This is a genomic window from Streptomyces sp. PKA51 (assembly GCF_057552455.1).
The window spans coordinates 94,671-108,069 of sequence record NZ_BAAJPZ010000001.1 but is presented as its reverse complement, the minus strand read 5'-3'; the positions used below and the strand labels follow the sequence as shown (position 1 = coordinate 108,069).

The 13,399-nt window shown below is 71.4% G+C and carries 13 protein-coding genes; 6 read left to right on the top strand and 7 right to left on the bottom strand.

The window, feature by feature from the left end; translation table 11 throughout:
• Nucleotides 1–264: 264 nt before the first annotated feature.
• Together AC27L3_RS00505 and AC27L3_RS00500 are read right to left on the bottom strand one after the other, a co-directional pair.
• Nucleotides 265–1,281, bottom strand: coding sequence for a streptomycin biosynthesis protein (locus AC27L3_RS00505; protein WP_487231935.1), 1,017 nt, complete (start codon nt 1,279–1,281; stop codon nt 265–267).
• A gap of 508 nt (nt 1,282–1,789) precedes the next feature.
• Nucleotides 1,790–3,193 carry an MmgE/PrpD family protein gene (locus AC27L3_RS00500; protein ID WP_487231934.1) on the bottom strand — a complete coding sequence of 468 codons (1,404 nt, stop codon included), beginning with the start codon at nt 3,191–3,193 and terminating at the stop codon, nt 1,790–1,792.
• A gap of 282 nt (nt 3,194–3,475) precedes the next feature.
• On the opposite strand from AC27L3_RS00500, the gene AC27L3_RS00495 reads away from it, so the two are divergent.
• On the top strand, nt 3,476–4,684 hold the full coding sequence (locus tag AC27L3_RS00495) for a cytochrome P450 (RefSeq protein ID WP_487231933.1): 1,209 nt from the start codon (nt 3,476–3,478) through the stop codon (nt 4,682–4,684).
• A 134-nt stretch (nt 4,685–4,818) separates the two neighbouring features.
• On the opposite strand, the gene AC27L3_RS00490 is transcribed toward AC27L3_RS00495, so the two are convergent.
• A complete protein-coding gene (locus AC27L3_RS00490) occupies nt 4,819–5,391 on the bottom strand; it encodes a hypothetical protein (RefSeq protein WP_487231932.1) in 573 nt (190 codons plus the stop codon).
• A 136-nt stretch (nt 5,392–5,527) separates the two neighbouring features.
• Between AC27L3_RS00490 and AC27L3_RS00485 the strand changes: the two genes are divergently transcribed.
• From AC27L3_RS00485 to AC27L3_RS00475, 3 genes are read left to right on the top strand one after another with little or no spacing between them, the layout of a single operon-like run.
• On the top strand, nt 5,528–6,205 hold the full coding sequence (locus AC27L3_RS00485) for a response regulator transcription factor (protein WP_487231931.1): 678 nt from the start codon (nt 5,528–5,530) through the stop codon (nt 6,203–6,205).
• Nucleotides 6,198–6,941 carry a hypothetical protein gene (locus AC27L3_RS00480; protein WP_487231930.1) on the top strand — a complete coding sequence of 248 codons (744 nt, stop codon included), beginning with the start codon at nt 6,198–6,200 and terminating at the stop codon, nt 6,939–6,941. The genes AC27L3_RS00485 and AC27L3_RS00480 overlap by 8 nt, the downstream gene beginning before the upstream one ends.
• Nucleotides 6,853–7,713, top strand: coding sequence for a HAMP domain-containing sensor histidine kinase (locus AC27L3_RS00475; RefSeq protein ID WP_487232288.1), 861 nt, complete (start codon nt 6,853–6,855; stop codon nt 7,711–7,713). Before AC27L3_RS00480 ends, AC27L3_RS00475 begins: the two co-directional genes overlap by 89 nt.
• Nucleotides 7,714–7,771: 58 nt before the next feature.
• On the opposite strand, the gene AC27L3_RS00470 is transcribed toward AC27L3_RS00475, so the two are convergent.
• Nucleotides 7,772–8,050, bottom strand: coding sequence for a hypothetical protein (locus AC27L3_RS00470; protein WP_487231929.1), 279 nt, complete (start codon nt 8,048–8,050; stop codon nt 7,772–7,774).
• 301 nt (nt 8,051–8,351) lie between these two features.
• Between AC27L3_RS00470 and AC27L3_RS00465 the strand changes: the two genes are divergently transcribed.
• Nucleotides 8,352–10,298 carry an APC family permease gene (locus AC27L3_RS00465; RefSeq protein ID WP_487231928.1) on the top strand — a complete coding sequence of 649 codons (1,947 nt, stop codon included), beginning with the start codon at nt 8,352–8,354 and terminating at the stop codon, nt 10,296–10,298.
• 86 nt (nt 10,299–10,384) lie between these two features.
• On the opposite strand, the gene AC27L3_RS00460 is transcribed toward AC27L3_RS00465, so the two are convergent.
• The 3 genes from AC27L3_RS00460 to AC27L3_RS00450 all read right to left on the bottom strand — a co-directional run bounded on the left by AC27L3_RS00460 (nt 10,385) and on the right by AC27L3_RS00450 (nt 11,922).
• A complete protein-coding gene (locus AC27L3_RS00460; protein WP_467590489.1) occupies nt 10,385–10,459 on the bottom strand; it encodes a 50S ribosomal protein bL37 in 75 nt (24 codons plus the stop codon).
• Nucleotides 10,460–10,507: 48 nt separating this feature from the next.
• Nucleotides 10,508–11,320: an SDR family NAD(P)-dependent oxidoreductase gene (locus tag AC27L3_RS00455; RefSeq protein ID WP_487231927.1), complete on the bottom strand. Its 813-nt coding sequence runs from the start codon at nt 11,318–11,320 to the stop codon at nt 10,508–10,510.
• Nucleotides 11,321–11,700: 380 nt separating this feature from the next.
• Nucleotides 11,701–11,922 carry a DUF2992 family protein gene (locus AC27L3_RS00450; protein ID WP_487232287.1) on the bottom strand — a complete coding sequence of 74 codons (222 nt, stop codon included), beginning with the start codon at nt 11,920–11,922 and terminating at the stop codon, nt 11,701–11,703.
• A 373-nt stretch (nt 11,923–12,295) separates the two neighbouring features.
• On the opposite strand from AC27L3_RS00450, the gene dhaK reads away from it, so the two are divergent.
• Nucleotides 12,296–13,288: a dihydroxyacetone kinase subunit DhaK gene (dhaK, locus tag AC27L3_RS00445; protein WP_487231926.1), complete on the top strand. Its 993-nt coding sequence runs from the start codon at nt 12,296–12,298 to the stop codon at nt 13,286–13,288.
• The last annotated feature ends 111 nt before the right edge of the window (nt 13,289–13,399 follow it).

Here is a 13,399-nt window from a genome sequence, read left to right as displayed (position 1 = left end):
GGCGAACAGGAATGGCGGGGGCACGACGAGCCGCCTGGGCGGCCGGGGGAGGAAGAGGGGAATGTCCCGGACGGGCCGGGCGCACCGCGTCGGTGCCCGCTCAGGATGCTAGCCAGGGAGATCCGCAGTTCAACAGCATCGAAGTGCGGCACATCGAACGGCCGTTCACGCATTCACGTGAACGGTATGTTTCGAGGAAAAGAAAAACCGCAGCCCCCGGTCACGGGGGCTGCGGTGGAAATCCCGCACGAACGGCGGGCAGGGCTATTCGGCTCGGCGGGCCGGGATCCTGCGGTTCTCCAATTGCTCGGCGAATTCGAGCCATGTCTCGGCACAGCGGCGCACGCATTGGGCGATGGTCCCGGCGCAGTGCGGGGGCACCTCGTCGAGCAGCCTGCCCTGCTCCTGGGTGGTCGCCGCCTGCTTGTGCAGCCACCGCAGCAGCACCCTGCCCGCGGCGTTGAAGCGCAGTGCCGGGTCCTTGGTGAGGCTCCGCAGGAGCACGTCCAGATCCTCGCGCTCCGGTTCCTTCCCCGGTGGCCGGCCGGCCCGCCCGGGCGTGCCGCGCCGGCTCGGTGGCACGGGGTCCTCCCCCCGGTCGAGCCTGCGCCGCACGTCGAGCACGGTGGCGGGGGACAGCCCCACGGTCCGGGCGATCTGGCGCAGGGAGGCCCCCGGGTCGCTCTTCATCAGCTCGCCGGCCATGCGCCGGCTCTCGGCGCTGCTGACCGGGCGGACCCTGCCGTCCCGGCCGATGCGGCTGTTCGACTGAACACGTTGCTCGGTTGAACGCCCGCGCAGTACGGCGACGGTGCGGGCGGACAGACCCGTCACCGCGGCGACGGCCCGGTCCGACCACTGCGGATGGGTGCCGATGATCTGCGCGGCGGCGAGCATGCGCTCGGCCTTGGACAGCGGCAGCCCATGGGTGACGTTCGCCCTGACGGCCAGGACGTAGGCGTCCCGCAGGCTGCCGTCGAAGAACCGCACGGCGATGACGTCATCGCCGCGCAATTGGGCCGCGCGCAGCCGGTGCACGCCGTCGATCACTTGCATGGTCGCCCGGTGCACCACGATGGGCGGCAGCTCGGCCCCGGATTCCGCCAGGGCACGGCAGTGCTCCTCGTCGGGGCCGTTGAGCCGCAGGTGGACGGCCGTGGCCGGCGCCGTGACGGGCACGTCGGTCACGGGTGACAGGTGGGGCGGGGTGCGGTGTCCGTCCCCTGCGGGGGCGTGGTGCTCTCCGGTGTCGTCGTGGGCGTCCTGGTGGTGCCGGTTCATGGTTCAACGCCCCCCGGAACGGCCGATCGGCCGCCGCACGGGAAAGGACGTGCACGGGTGTGTGCGCCTCGCGTTCACGGTATGCGGGCGCGCTAAGGCGAGTGTCATTGGTGTTTCCCCCGACTGCTGGCTCAAGCGCTGGGCGGCGGACGCGCCGGTGGGGGCTGCGTCACACCGCGGGTGCTGCTTCACCTCGCCTGGAACACTCACATCGGATGCACATAGTTGTCAACGGCATGCATCTTGCCGGAACATTAGCTTCCGCTGCACGGTCGAATGGTCGGTCGGCTGCGCCGAATTCCCCTGATCGCTAGGGACAGAAGTGATACCGCCCAGGTCTTGGCCGGTGAAGCGGCGTGACACCGAGACGCCCGAGGGCGACCCCCTCCAAGACCAATCGCCGCGCTTTCGGGAATTGTGACGTCCGCCATACGCGCACGACCGGCCGAATATGCGCGCCATGGCCGGAGACCTGTGGTGCGGCAAATCGGACCAAGTCCTTCCTCTGTTACCCATGAGCCGATACATGGAGCGGTGACACCGCTTTCCATGCGGGGTCCAGCACATCGGACAGCCGTCGCCCGGGATCCGCCAGCCCCTGCAGCACGACGCCGGCCACCGATGCGGGCATCGCGAGCCCCATCGCCTCCAGCCACTTGCACTGCAACTCCTCGTCGCTCAGCGGGAGTTCGGGGTCGCCCGGAGCGACGGTGAACAGTCCTGCATCCTGCCGCCCGTCGGCAGTCGTGATCCGCACGTGCGCGGGGTAGCCGGCCGGCAGGTGCCGGTCGAGCGCGGGATCGTGCAGCACCCGCACCCGCCGGGCCAGCGCACGCCTGCCCGGATCGCCGAGCCGCGCCTCGCCGATCTGCCGGCCGCCCGCGGCCCCCTCCAGCGCCACAGCGGCGAGCACATGGGGGAAGCTGTACTGGGCGTGCTCCAGCGTGCGGGGATCGGCCTCCGTCAGGAACAGGGCTCCGGCATGCGTCCGTACCTCGATCGCCTCGACCGCCGCCGCGGCCCGGCCCCCTCCCGGAGCGAGGCCCAGGCGGCGCATCAACACCTCCAAGCCGTGCGCAGCGGCATGGATGTAGCGGCAACACGCGTACTTCTTGAAGTAGATGTCGCGGCTGTGGAACCTCTCCCCCAGCCCGCCGACCAGGGCGTCGTTCCCGGCCCCCGGCACGTCGAACGGCGTCGGCGCGAAGCCCGCCGGCACGGGCGGACGGTACCCGTCGGGCAGGCCCAGGAACCCGGCTGCCGCCAGCTCGGCCGCCGCCACCCCCGCCGTCGCGCCCCAGCCGACGGATTCCTTGGCCGCGGGCAGGGCGAAGGTGGCCATCGGCGCGTGCTGCCAGGCGAGCACCATCGCCCGCTGGGTCGCCTCGGCGTCCAGCCCCCGCAACCGCGCCGCGGCGACCGCGGCACCGATACTGCCCGCGGTGCCGGTGCAGTGATAGCGGTCCCCGGGGGTGCGCGGCCGCAGCAACGCGCCTGCGCGCAGCGCCACTTCGTACCCGGCGACCTGCGCCGTCACAAAATCCGCGACCGTCGTGCCCGCGGGCATCACGGCCAGTCCCGCCGGCACGACGACCGAACCGGGGTGAATGCCGCCGCCGAGGTAGTGCCCGTCCTCGAAGTCCAGCGCGGTGGCCGCCGTCGCATTGGCGAAGGCGGCCCGCCCGGCCTCGGCGAACCCGCCGCCGGCCAGGGGAACGTCCCCGTGCCGGGAGCGCGCGTAGGCCATGGCGATCCCACCGGTCGCCGTGGCCGCACCACCGAACATCACCGCGACGACGTCCCGCAACGCGTCCACCACCCTGCCGCGCACCGGCCCGGGCACGTCGTCCCACTGCAGAGCGCTCGCCCAGGAGGCGACGCGAAGGGATGGGAGAGAAGGATTCTCGGGCACGCGTCGATTGTGTTGCGCCCGCGCCTGCGCCAACAAGTACGGACATGATTGTCCCTTGGTGTCACGATGTGTACTGACCGTCGTGGTACCGGAGCACCGTCCGGCCGGATTGCCTTCGCCGCCATCCATTGCAACGCATCGTTGCATTCGACTTCAGCGCCATTGCATCAATTCACCGACCCTGAACAGGGAAAACGCATTTCAATTGGTTGACGCAATCCTGAATGCAACGTAGCTTTCGAGCAGTTCTGAACGCGTACGGCTGCGAGATGAGGAATGGTCATGAGCGAGTCCCTCCACACCGTCACCACACTGCCGACGGCACGTCAGGGCGGCTGCCCCTTCGACCCGCCGGCAGAGCTGCTCCGGGCCCGTGAGCACGGCCCGATCAGCCACTACCCCTTCCCCGACGGGCACCAGGGCCGGCTGATCACCGGGTACGACCTGGTCAAGTCGGTTCTGGCCGACCCGCGGTTCAGCTCGCGCAAGGAGTTCATGCGCCACCATCCGACCATCGACTACGGCGACATCGAGGTGCCTCCGGCACCGCCCGGCGAATTCCTCCTCATGGACGACCCGCAGCACCGCCGCTACCGCAAGCCGCTGGCGGGCAAGTTCACCGTTCGCCGGATGCGCCAACTCACCGAGCGCATCGAGCAGATCACCGCCGACTGCCTGGACGCCATGGAGAAGGCCGGGCCGCCGGCCGACCTGGTGACCGCGTTCGCCAAGCCCGTCCCGACCATCGTCATCTGTGAACTGCTGGGCGTGCCGTACGAGGACCGGGGCTCCTTCCAGGAGCAGATCGACACGTTCATGGGCGGGGAGACGAGCGAGGAGGAGCTGACGGCGGCCTACCTCGCGACCCGGAACTACCTCGCGGAGCTGGTGGCCGCCAAGCGCGCACGCCCCACCGACGACGTGCTCAGCGACCTCACCGGCAGCGATCTGACCGACGAGGAACTGCAGGGCATCAGCCTGCTTCTGCTGGCCGCAGGGTTCGACACCACCGCGAACATGCTGGCCCTCGGCACCTTCGCGCTGCTGCAGAACCCGGAGCAACTGGCCGCGCTGCGTGCCGAACCCGCGCTCGCCGACGGGGCCGTGGAGGAACTGCTGCGGTATCTGAGCGTCGCCAAGACGTTCATGAGGACGGCGCTGGAGGACGTCGAGGTGGGCGGCCACACGATCGAGGCCGGCACCACGGTGATCCTGTCGTACAACACGGCCAACCGCGACCCCGAACGCTTCACCGATCCCCACGTGCTCGACCTTCGCAGGCAGGACGGCGGCCACCTGGCCTTCGGCCACGGCATCCACCAGTGCCTGGGCCAGCAACTGGCCCGCATCGAGATGCGGGTGGCCCTCCCTGCGCTGTTCGACCGCTTCCCCACCCTGCACCTGGCCGTACCGGCCGAAGAGGTCCCCCTGCGCCCGGAGACCGCGGACATCTACGGAGTGAAGAGCCTCCCGGTCATCTGGGACGTGTGACCACGAGCCCATACCGCATGCCGCCCGGCGCCTGTGCCGATGGGCATGCGCCGAGCGGCCGGAACGTCAGGACCGGGGGCGGACGACGGCGCTCCCTTCCGTACGACGCGGCCCGGCCGCCCCCGGTCGGTGGGTCAGCCGTTCAGGACGGTGTTGCCGGTGATCGTGTCGCCGGCTTCGTCGATCGTCACCGCGTGCCGCACGCCGTCGGTGCCCTGGACCACGACCCGCCAGCCCCGGACGCCGCCCTGACCGGCGACCGGCCTCAGCGACTCCACCTTGCCGCCGGGCACCGCCGACGATGCCTTGGCCAGCGCGTCGGCCGCGTTGGTCGACGGCAGCGGTGCCGGGGCCGCGTGGCCGGCCCGCCCGTTGCCCCGACGATCCTGGCGGTCCTCGCGTCCGCCCCGGCCGTCGTGCCGTCCCCGGTCATCGGCCGCCGCCCGCCGGCCGTGGCCGTACCCCTGGCCGTGACCGTGGCCGTGGCCGCGGGCTTCCGCGCGCTCGTGGTGGTGGTGGTGGTGGGCCACCGCCGCCGCTGCGCCGCCTCCGATCACCAGCACGGCCGCCCCGGCCGCGACCCAGCGCACGGACCGGCCGCGCATCCACCGGCCGACACGGCCGGCTCCCGTACGCGTCCTGCCCGCACCCGCGGCCTTCGGCTCTTCCTGCGGCAACGTTTCACCCGTTCCCATGGGCTCGCTCATGGCACACCCCGATCCTCGGCAGGCCCGGGCGGTCCCCGGGCGACAGCGGCAGGATGGAGGTGCGTTGCTGAAGATCGGCTGAAGACCTGCGGACCCCTTCGGCTGTCCGGCGCGGCGACCTGCGACCCTGATGCGCATGCGCGTACTGGTGGTGGAGGACGAACGCCGGCTGGCCCTGGCGCTGCGGCACGGTCTGACCGCCCAGGGATTCACGGTCGACGTCGCCCACGACGGCCCCTCCGGCCTGGCCCGGGCCATGGAGCATGCCTACGACGTGGTCGTGCTCGACGTCATGCTGCCCGGTATCAACGGCTACCGCGTGTGCTCACGCCTGCGGGCCTGCGGCAGCGACGTCGGCATCCTCATGCTCACCGCCAAGGACGGCGAATGGGACGAGGCCGAGGCGCTGGACACCGGCGCCGACGACTACCTGTCCAAGCCGTTCTCCTTCGTCGTGCTCGTCGCCCGTCTGAAGGCGCTGGCCCGCCGCATCGGCAGCCGCGCGCCCCGGCGCACCGTCCTGGGCGACCTCGTGATCGACTCCGCCGCCCGCACCTGCACGCGCGCCGGCACCACGATTGCCCTCACGCCCCGCGAATTCGCCATCCTCGACCACCTCGCCCGCCGGGCCGGCGAGGCCGTCTCCAAGCGGGAGATCCTCGACGCCGTCTGGGACAACGCCCTCGACAGCGACCCCAACACCGTCGAGGTCCATGTCAGTGCCCTGCGGCGCAAGATCGACGCGCCTTTCGGGCGGGCCGCGGTCCAGACCGTCCGCGGCGCCGGCTACCGACTGGCGGCCGACGGTGGCTGACCGGACCTCCGCCGGCGCACCGGCCGACGCCGGCGCCGCACGTCACCGGCTGCGCGCGGCCGTGCACCGCCACCTGGCGCGCCATCCTCGCGCCGCGGCCCTCGCCGATCGTCTGACGCCGCGCTCGGTTCGCGCCCGTACCACTCTTGCCGCCTGCGCCAGCGTCGCCGTCGTGCTCTGCGTGGCCTCGGTCGCCGTCGTCCTCCTCCTGCGGGGCGATCTGGAACGCGGCATCGAGGCCGATGCCCGCGAGCAGGCCCGGGCCGTCGCCCGCCTCGCCGGCGACGGTCGTCTCACCGGCCCGCTCCCCCTCGACCACGGCACCGACTTCATTCAGGTCGTCGATGCGCACGGCAGGGTGGTGGCCGCCAGCCAGAACCTCACCGGCCGGCCCCCGCTCGCCCGCTCCGGCCGCCCCCGGGGCCGCCGCACCTTCGACCTCGACGCCCCGGGCCACGCGCATCGCCACCACCAGCGCGTCACCAGCATCGCCGCCCTCACCCCCACCGGCCCCGTCACCATTTACGTCGGCGCGTCCCTGCGGACCGCCGACGCCGCCGAGAACCTGACCACCGCCGCCCTCGCGGTGCTGAGCACGGTCCTGCTGTTCACCGTCGGCATCCTCACTTGGCGCGACCGGCCGCGCCCTGCGGCCGGTCGAGGCCATCCGCGCCGAGGTCGCCGCCATCGGCGACCGCGACCTGAACCGCCGCGTCCCCGTACCCCGCAGCAATGACGAGATCGCCCGCCTCGCCGGCACCATGAACGCCATGCTCCGGCGCCTCGAAGCCGCGGGAACCCGGCAGCGCCGCTTCATCGCGGACGCCTCCCACGAACTGCGCAGCCCCCTGACCGTCCTGCGCACCCAGCTCGAGGTCGCCCTCGCCCACGGCGACCCCGAGGTCCGCACCGACCTGCTGGCCGGCGCCCTGGAGGACACCGAACGCCTGCAGGCCCTCGCCGCCGACCTCCTGCTGCTCGCCCGCCTGGACACCACCGACCACGGCTGGCCCGACCAACCCGTCGACCTCACCGACCTCGTACACACCACGGTCGCGCACCGCGGCGCCGAACCCCACCCCATCACCGTGCACGCCCCGACGGCGATCACCCTCCCCGGCAACCCCTTGTGGCTGCGGCGACTGCTGACCAACCTGCTCGACAACGCCCAGCGCCACGCCCGCGCCCACATCGCCGTCCGCCTCACCACCGACCGTGCCTCCGCGGAGGCCGTCCTGGACGTGACCAACGACGGCCCGCCGATCGCGCCCGCCGACCGGGAGAAGATCTTCGAACGGTTCGCCCGTCTCGACGACGCCCGCAGCCGCGACGACGGCGGCTCGGGCCTCGGCCTCCCGATCGCCCGCGACATCGCGGCCATCCACCAGGGCACCCTCACCGTCCTCGACACCCCGGGAGCAACCACCTTCCGCACCCGGCTGCCCCTCCCGCCTCAACCGGCCCACGACCCACAGCGGGCCGGTCACGGACGGTCCGGGGCCGGCTGAAGATCGCCAGGGGCGGGCCTCCAGGACGCCCTCACCGCATCGCGGCTCGCCGTCGGCCTCAACGGCGCCGGCGTGCGGGCTCCTCGACCAGGTCGAGTGCCGCCTCGCCGAAGGCGCGGACGCGGGCCGTTGCGCCGTCGGCGAGCCATACCAGGCCCCATTCCACCGGCTCGGCATCCGCGAAGGGGACGTAGACGACATCAGGGCGGGCGAAGTAGCGCCGTGCGTGGGCGCCGACGGCGAAGACGCCTTCCCCGGCACCGACGCGGGTCCCTTCGCCGCCGCATCCGCCAAGGCCCTCACCGCGGCGAGCGGCGCGTATATCGCCCGCACGCACTACCGCAGTTGGCTCGCCGGCTGACGGCCGCCCTCACGCGGCGGCCGGCCGGACGCATGGCACGACGTGACACCCGGCACACCGCCTCAGCCCGCGAAGGCAGGACCACCCGCCGTCCCCGTGGCGCGGCATACACAGCAGATCGGCATCGCCATGCCCCGCCCGGCCACGTCAGGCCAGCATCTTGACGTTTTCCTGACGCCCCTCCCCGGGGAGGCCGCGCATCCATTGCTTACGCTGGCTCGGCCGTCCGCATGATGGCCGAATTCCCCCTTCCCGGCAGAGCACACAGGAGCACCACATGGCCACCCCGACCGACACGCACACGAGTCGTGTGCGGGAGTGGATGCTGGAGGGGCTCTCCGACATGGGCAAGGGCCGGCCGTCGCAGGCCGCGCCGGCGCCCGAGCACAAGGGCCAGCCCTGGTACCGGGTGATGTGCCTGACCGGTGTCGACTACTTCTCGACCCTCGGCTATCAGCCGGGCATCGCCGCCCTGGCCGCAGGTCTGCTCTCGCCCGTGGCGACGATCGTGCTCGTGATCGTGACCCTGGCCGGCGCGCTGCCCGTCTACCGGCGCGTGGCCGAGGAGAGCCCGCACGGCGAGGGCTCGATCGCGATGCTGTCGCGGCTGCTGTCCTTCTGGAAGGGCAAACTCTTCGTCCTGACGCTGCTGGGCTTCGCCGCGACCGACTTCCTGATCACGATCACGCTGTCGGCCGCGGACGCCTCCACCCACATGGTGGAGAACCCCAATCTGGAAGGGTTCCTGCACGACAAGCAGGTGCTGATCACCTTGATCCTCATCGCGCTGCTCGGCGCGGTGTTCCTCAAGGGCTTCCTGGAGGCGATCGGCGTCGCCGTCGTCCTGGTCTCGGTCTACCTCGCGCTCAACGCGGTGGTCGTGGTCACCGGCCTGTGGCACGTCCTCACCGAAGGCCGCGTCGTCACCGACTGGACCGCCGCCCTCACCGCCGAGCACGGCAACGTCTTCGTCATGATCGGCGTCGCCCTGCTCGTCTTCCCGAAGCTGGCGCTCGGTCTCTCCGGCTTCGAGACCGGCGTGGCCGTGATGCCGCACGTCAAGGGCGCCCCGGACGACACGGAGGACCGGCCCGCCGGTCGGATCCGCGACACCAAGAAGCTGCTCACGACCGCCGCGGTCATCATGAGCGCCTTCCTGATCATGACCAGCTTCATCACCACCGTGCTCATCCCGCACAAGGAGTTCGAGCCCGGCGGCAATGCCAGCGGCCGCGCGCTCGCCTACCTGGCGCACGAGTACCTGGGCAACGCCTTCGGCACGGTCTACGACGTCTCGACCATCCTCATCCTGTGGTTCGCGGGTGCCTCCGCCATGGCCGGTCTGCTCAACCTGATGCCGCGCTACCTGCCCAAGTACGGCATGGCCCCGCACTGGGCCCGCGCCGTGCGCCCCATGGTCATCGTCTTCACCCTCGTCGCCTTCCTCGTCACCTGGCTCTTCGACGCCGACGTCGACGCCCAGGGCGGCGCCTACGCCACCGGTGTCCTCGTCCTCATCTGCTCCGCCGCCATCGCCGTCACCATCGCCGCCCGCAAGGCCGGCCAGCGCGGCTGGACCCTCGCCTTCGGCGTCATCTCCGCCGTCTTCCTCTACACCACCGTCCTCAATGTGATCGAGCGCCCGGACGGCGTGAAGATCGGCGCCTGCTTCACCGCCGGCATCCTCCTCGTCTCCCTCCTCTCCCGCCTCGGCCGCGCCTTCGAGCTCCGCGTCACGCATGTGGAGCTCGACGAGAAGGCCGAGCGGTTCATCCGCGACATCTCCCAGCGCACGCCGCGTTTCATAGCCAACGAACCCGACGAGCGCGACGCCACGGAATACCGCGAGAAGATCGAACAAATCCGGGCCGACAACGACATCCCCACCACCGAGGACTTCGTCTTCGTCGAAGTGACGGTGACCGACCCCTCGGAGTTCGAGGCCGGCCTGACCGTACGCGGCGAGATCATGCACGACCGCTACCGCGTCCTCACCATGGAGAGCTCCTCCGTTCCCAACGCCCTCGCGGCCTTCCTCCTCCACGCCCGCGACCTCACCGGCACCCGCCCCCACGTCTTCTTCGAGTGGACCGAGGGCAACCCCTTCACCAACTTCGTGCGCTTCTTCCTCTTCGGCCAGGGCGAGGTCGCCCCGGTCACCCGCGAGATCCTGCGCGAGGCCGAACCGGACCGCGACCGCCGCCCCCGCGTCCACGTCGGCTGACCAACCGGACGGAATACGGCCGCGGGCGGTGATGTCGGCGCACAGCGCCCGGACGCACCGTCCGCCCCGGTGGTGACGGCCTGAGGTCAGGTGCAGGCCTTGCTGCCGTGGTTGGCGTTCTTCTTGCGGCGGGCTCGCTTCTTACGGGCGCGCTTGGACACGGATGTCGCTCCTTCTCTCGGTAGAGGGGTTGCCGGGTGTTGCGAAGGTCAGGCCGTCCGGGCCACCAGCTGGTCGGCGAGCTTGGACAGCCGGCGCACCGTACGGTCTTCCATGGCGACGGGGGCGGCCGGGCTCAGCGCAGTGCAGTCGTAGTACGCGCCGGGGACGACCTCGGCAGCGGGATCGCACAGTCGTACGACACGCTCGGCGCCCTGCAGGGCGGAGTCGCCCTCGTGCGCGTACAGCGGCAGCAGGGCGGTCTCGCAGACGCCCGGGTGCACGCTGACCGACGTCCAGGGCGCCTTCTCGCGGGCGAAGACGGTCAGCGCGAGCTGGGACTGGGCATAGGCGGCGACGCGGGAGTAGCGCTTGGCGCGCTGGGGGTCGTTCCAGGAGATGGACGCCGTGCGGTGCATGGACGACGACACGTTGACCACCCGGCTGCCCGGGCGGGCGCTGAGCGGGCCGGAGAGCTCGTGGGTGAGGAGGTAGGCGGCCAGGAAGTTGACCTGCAAGGAGAGTTCGTTGCCGTCGGCCGTCACGGTGCGCCGCTCGGGCGCGGCGACGGCCGCGTTGTTGACCAGAACGTCGAGGACGGGGTGCTCCTCGGCGACGCGGGCGGCCATGGCCCGGACCTCGTCCAGCCGGGAGAAGTCGGCGACGGCCAGGCGCAGCCGCAGGGTGTCGGCACCGGCCGCGACGAGGCGGGCGACGGCGTCGTCGCCGGACGCCTGGTCGGGCGCGTGCACGATGACCGTGTCCCCCCGGCCAGCGAGCAGCCGGGCGGTCTCCCAGCCGATGCCGGAGGTGGCACCGGTGACCAGCACGGTCCTGGGAGCGGGCGAGACGGCAGAAGACATGGGAATCCACTCCGGGAATCAAGAATGCGGCAGCCCCCCGCCGGGAGGGAGGGGTTGCCGTGCGAGCAAAAGGACACGTCAGCGACGGGCAGTGAGGTGTCATGTCATGACGGGCGCGTCGTGCACCGCCGTCACGGTGTCGTGGAACGCAAATGCGCTCAGCGCGTGAGAAGCGAACAGCGCGCAGAGCCGGTCAGCGCCGTATGAGGCGGCCGGTCGTCGTGGCGCAGATGGCTGTTCACGAGGACCATTCAAGGCAACGGGTCAGCCGGCCACAAGCAGCAGGCCACATCTCTGACGGCTCCCTGACGACTCCCTGACAGGTCGCCACATGGAGCACCTTGGGAGAACTGGTCGCCGTCTCGTCGGTGTCCGCTCTCTCAACGCCCGCGCTTTCGGCGCTTGCGCTTGGCCTGCTCCAGGGCGTATTTGCGCTCAGCCTCGTCCTGCCTTCGCCTCTTGACCTCGGCTGCGGTCGACGACTTGCGCTGCTCAAGTTCCAGCCGTAGCGCTTCCTGAGATGCGGTGCCGTGTCGGCCCTGGGCAACTCGGGCAGCTTCCCGGGCGGCCAGCCTCACGGCTCGCTTCGGGTTGTGCCGCACCGGGCGCCGAGTCTCCACGACGACAGCGTCCGGGCTACCAACCGGACTGCGATTTCGTGCGCACGATCAGGCTACCGGAGAAGGACCACCAGCACCGCTTCCCGACTTCCTGACCTGCCTCCTTCGAGGATCGAAGACTCTTTGCCGAAGTCTCTCAGCGCGCCGGCCTCGGTACCCTGGGATCATCGCGCTGAGCAGTTCACTCTTTAGCTGATGCACCGTCAGCAAAGTCGGCATGAGGTCGGCATCAGTACCGCCACGGACCCGCCACCGACCGCCGGAGCACCGCCGAGATCAATTACCTCCTACACGGCAGGTGACCTGCGGAAACGCAGGTCGGCGCCCTAACCGTCCGTCACCGAAGGAGCCCCGCATGAAAATGCTCATCAACGTCCCCGAGACCGTGGTGGCCGATGCGCTGCGCGGGATGGCGGCCGCGCATCCGGAATTGCTGGTGGATCCGCAGCGGCGGGTGGTGGTCCGGCGGGATGCGCCCGTGGCGGGGAAGGTGGGGCTGGTGTCGGGTGGGGGGTCGGGGCACGAGCCGTTGCATGCGGGGTTCGTGGGACCGGGGATGCTGGACGCGGCGTGTCCCGGGGAGGTGTTCACCTCGCCGGTGCCCGACCAGATGGTGCGGGCCGCCGCCGCGGTGGACAGCGGCAAGGGCGTGCTGTTCGTCGTGAAGAACTACACGGGCGACGTGCTCAACTTCAACATGGCCGCCGAGCTCGCCGAGGACGAGGGCATCCAGGTGGCCAGTGTGCTGGTCAACGACGACGTCGCCGTGACCGACAGCCTGTACACGGCGGGACGCCGGGGTACGGGGGCGACGCTGTTCGTCGAGAAGATCGCCGGGGCGGCCGCGGAGGAGGGTGCGCCGCTGGAGCGGGTGGAGGCGATCGCCCGGCGGGTGAACGAGGGCTCGCGCAGTTTCGGGGTGGCGCTCGCGGCATGCACGACGCCGGCGAAGGGCGGGCCGACGTTCGACCTGCCGCCCGGTGAGCTGGAGCTGGGGGTGGGCATCCACGGGGAGCCCGGCCGGGAGCGCCGGGCGATGATGACGTCGGGGGAGATCGCCGACGTGGCGGTGCAGGCGGTGCTGGACGACCTGCGGCCGGCCGGTCCGGTGCTGGTGCTGGTGAACGGGGCGGGGGGCACTCCCCTGCTGGAGCTGTACGGGTTCGCGGCGGAGGTGCACCGGGTGCTGCGCGAGCGCGGGGTGCCGGTCGCGCGGACGCTGGTGGGCAACTACGTGACGTCGCTGGACATGGCCGGTGCGTCGGTGACGCTGTGTCAGGCGGACGACGAGCTGCTGCGGCTGTACGACGCTCCCGTCGCCACGCCGGCGCTCCGCTGGGGCCGCTGACGCGGCGCCCCGTCCGCGGGCGCGGGGGGGTGTCGGTTGCGGTTGCCGCCGCGTGGGCGCGACACGGCACCCCGCCTGCGGGCGCGTCGTGGCTCCTCGCGCAGTTCCCCG

What these genes read in the sequence shown, in the direction of transcription:
- AC27L3_RS00505 (WP_487231935.1), bottom strand. Translation starts at nt 1,281, where the DNA reads ATGAACCGGCACCACCAGGACGCCCACGACGACACCGGAGAGCACCAC.
- AC27L3_RS00495 (WP_487231933.1), top strand. Translation starts at nt 3,476, where the DNA reads ATGAGCGAGTCCCTCCACACCGTCACCACACTGCCGACGGCACGTCAG.
- AC27L3_RS00490 (WP_487231932.1), bottom strand. Translation starts at nt 5,391, where the DNA reads ATGAGCGAGCCCATGGGAACGGGTGAAACGTTGCCGCAGGAAGAGCCG.
- AC27L3_RS00485 (WP_487231931.1), top strand. Translation starts at nt 5,528, where the DNA reads ATGCGCGTACTGGTGGTGGAGGACGAACGCCGGCTGGCCCTGGCGCTG.
- AC27L3_RS00465 (WP_487231928.1), top strand. Translation starts at nt 8,352, where the DNA reads ATGGCCACCCCGACCGACACGCACACGAGTCGTGTGCGGGAGTGGATG.
- AC27L3_RS00455 (WP_487231927.1), bottom strand. Translation starts at nt 11,320, where the DNA reads ATGTCTTCTGCCGTCTCGCCCGCTCCCAGGACCGTGCTGGTCACCGGT.
- dhaK (WP_487231926.1), top strand. Translation starts at nt 12,296, where the DNA reads ATGAAAATGCTCATCAACGTCCCCGAGACCGTGGTGGCCGATGCGCTG.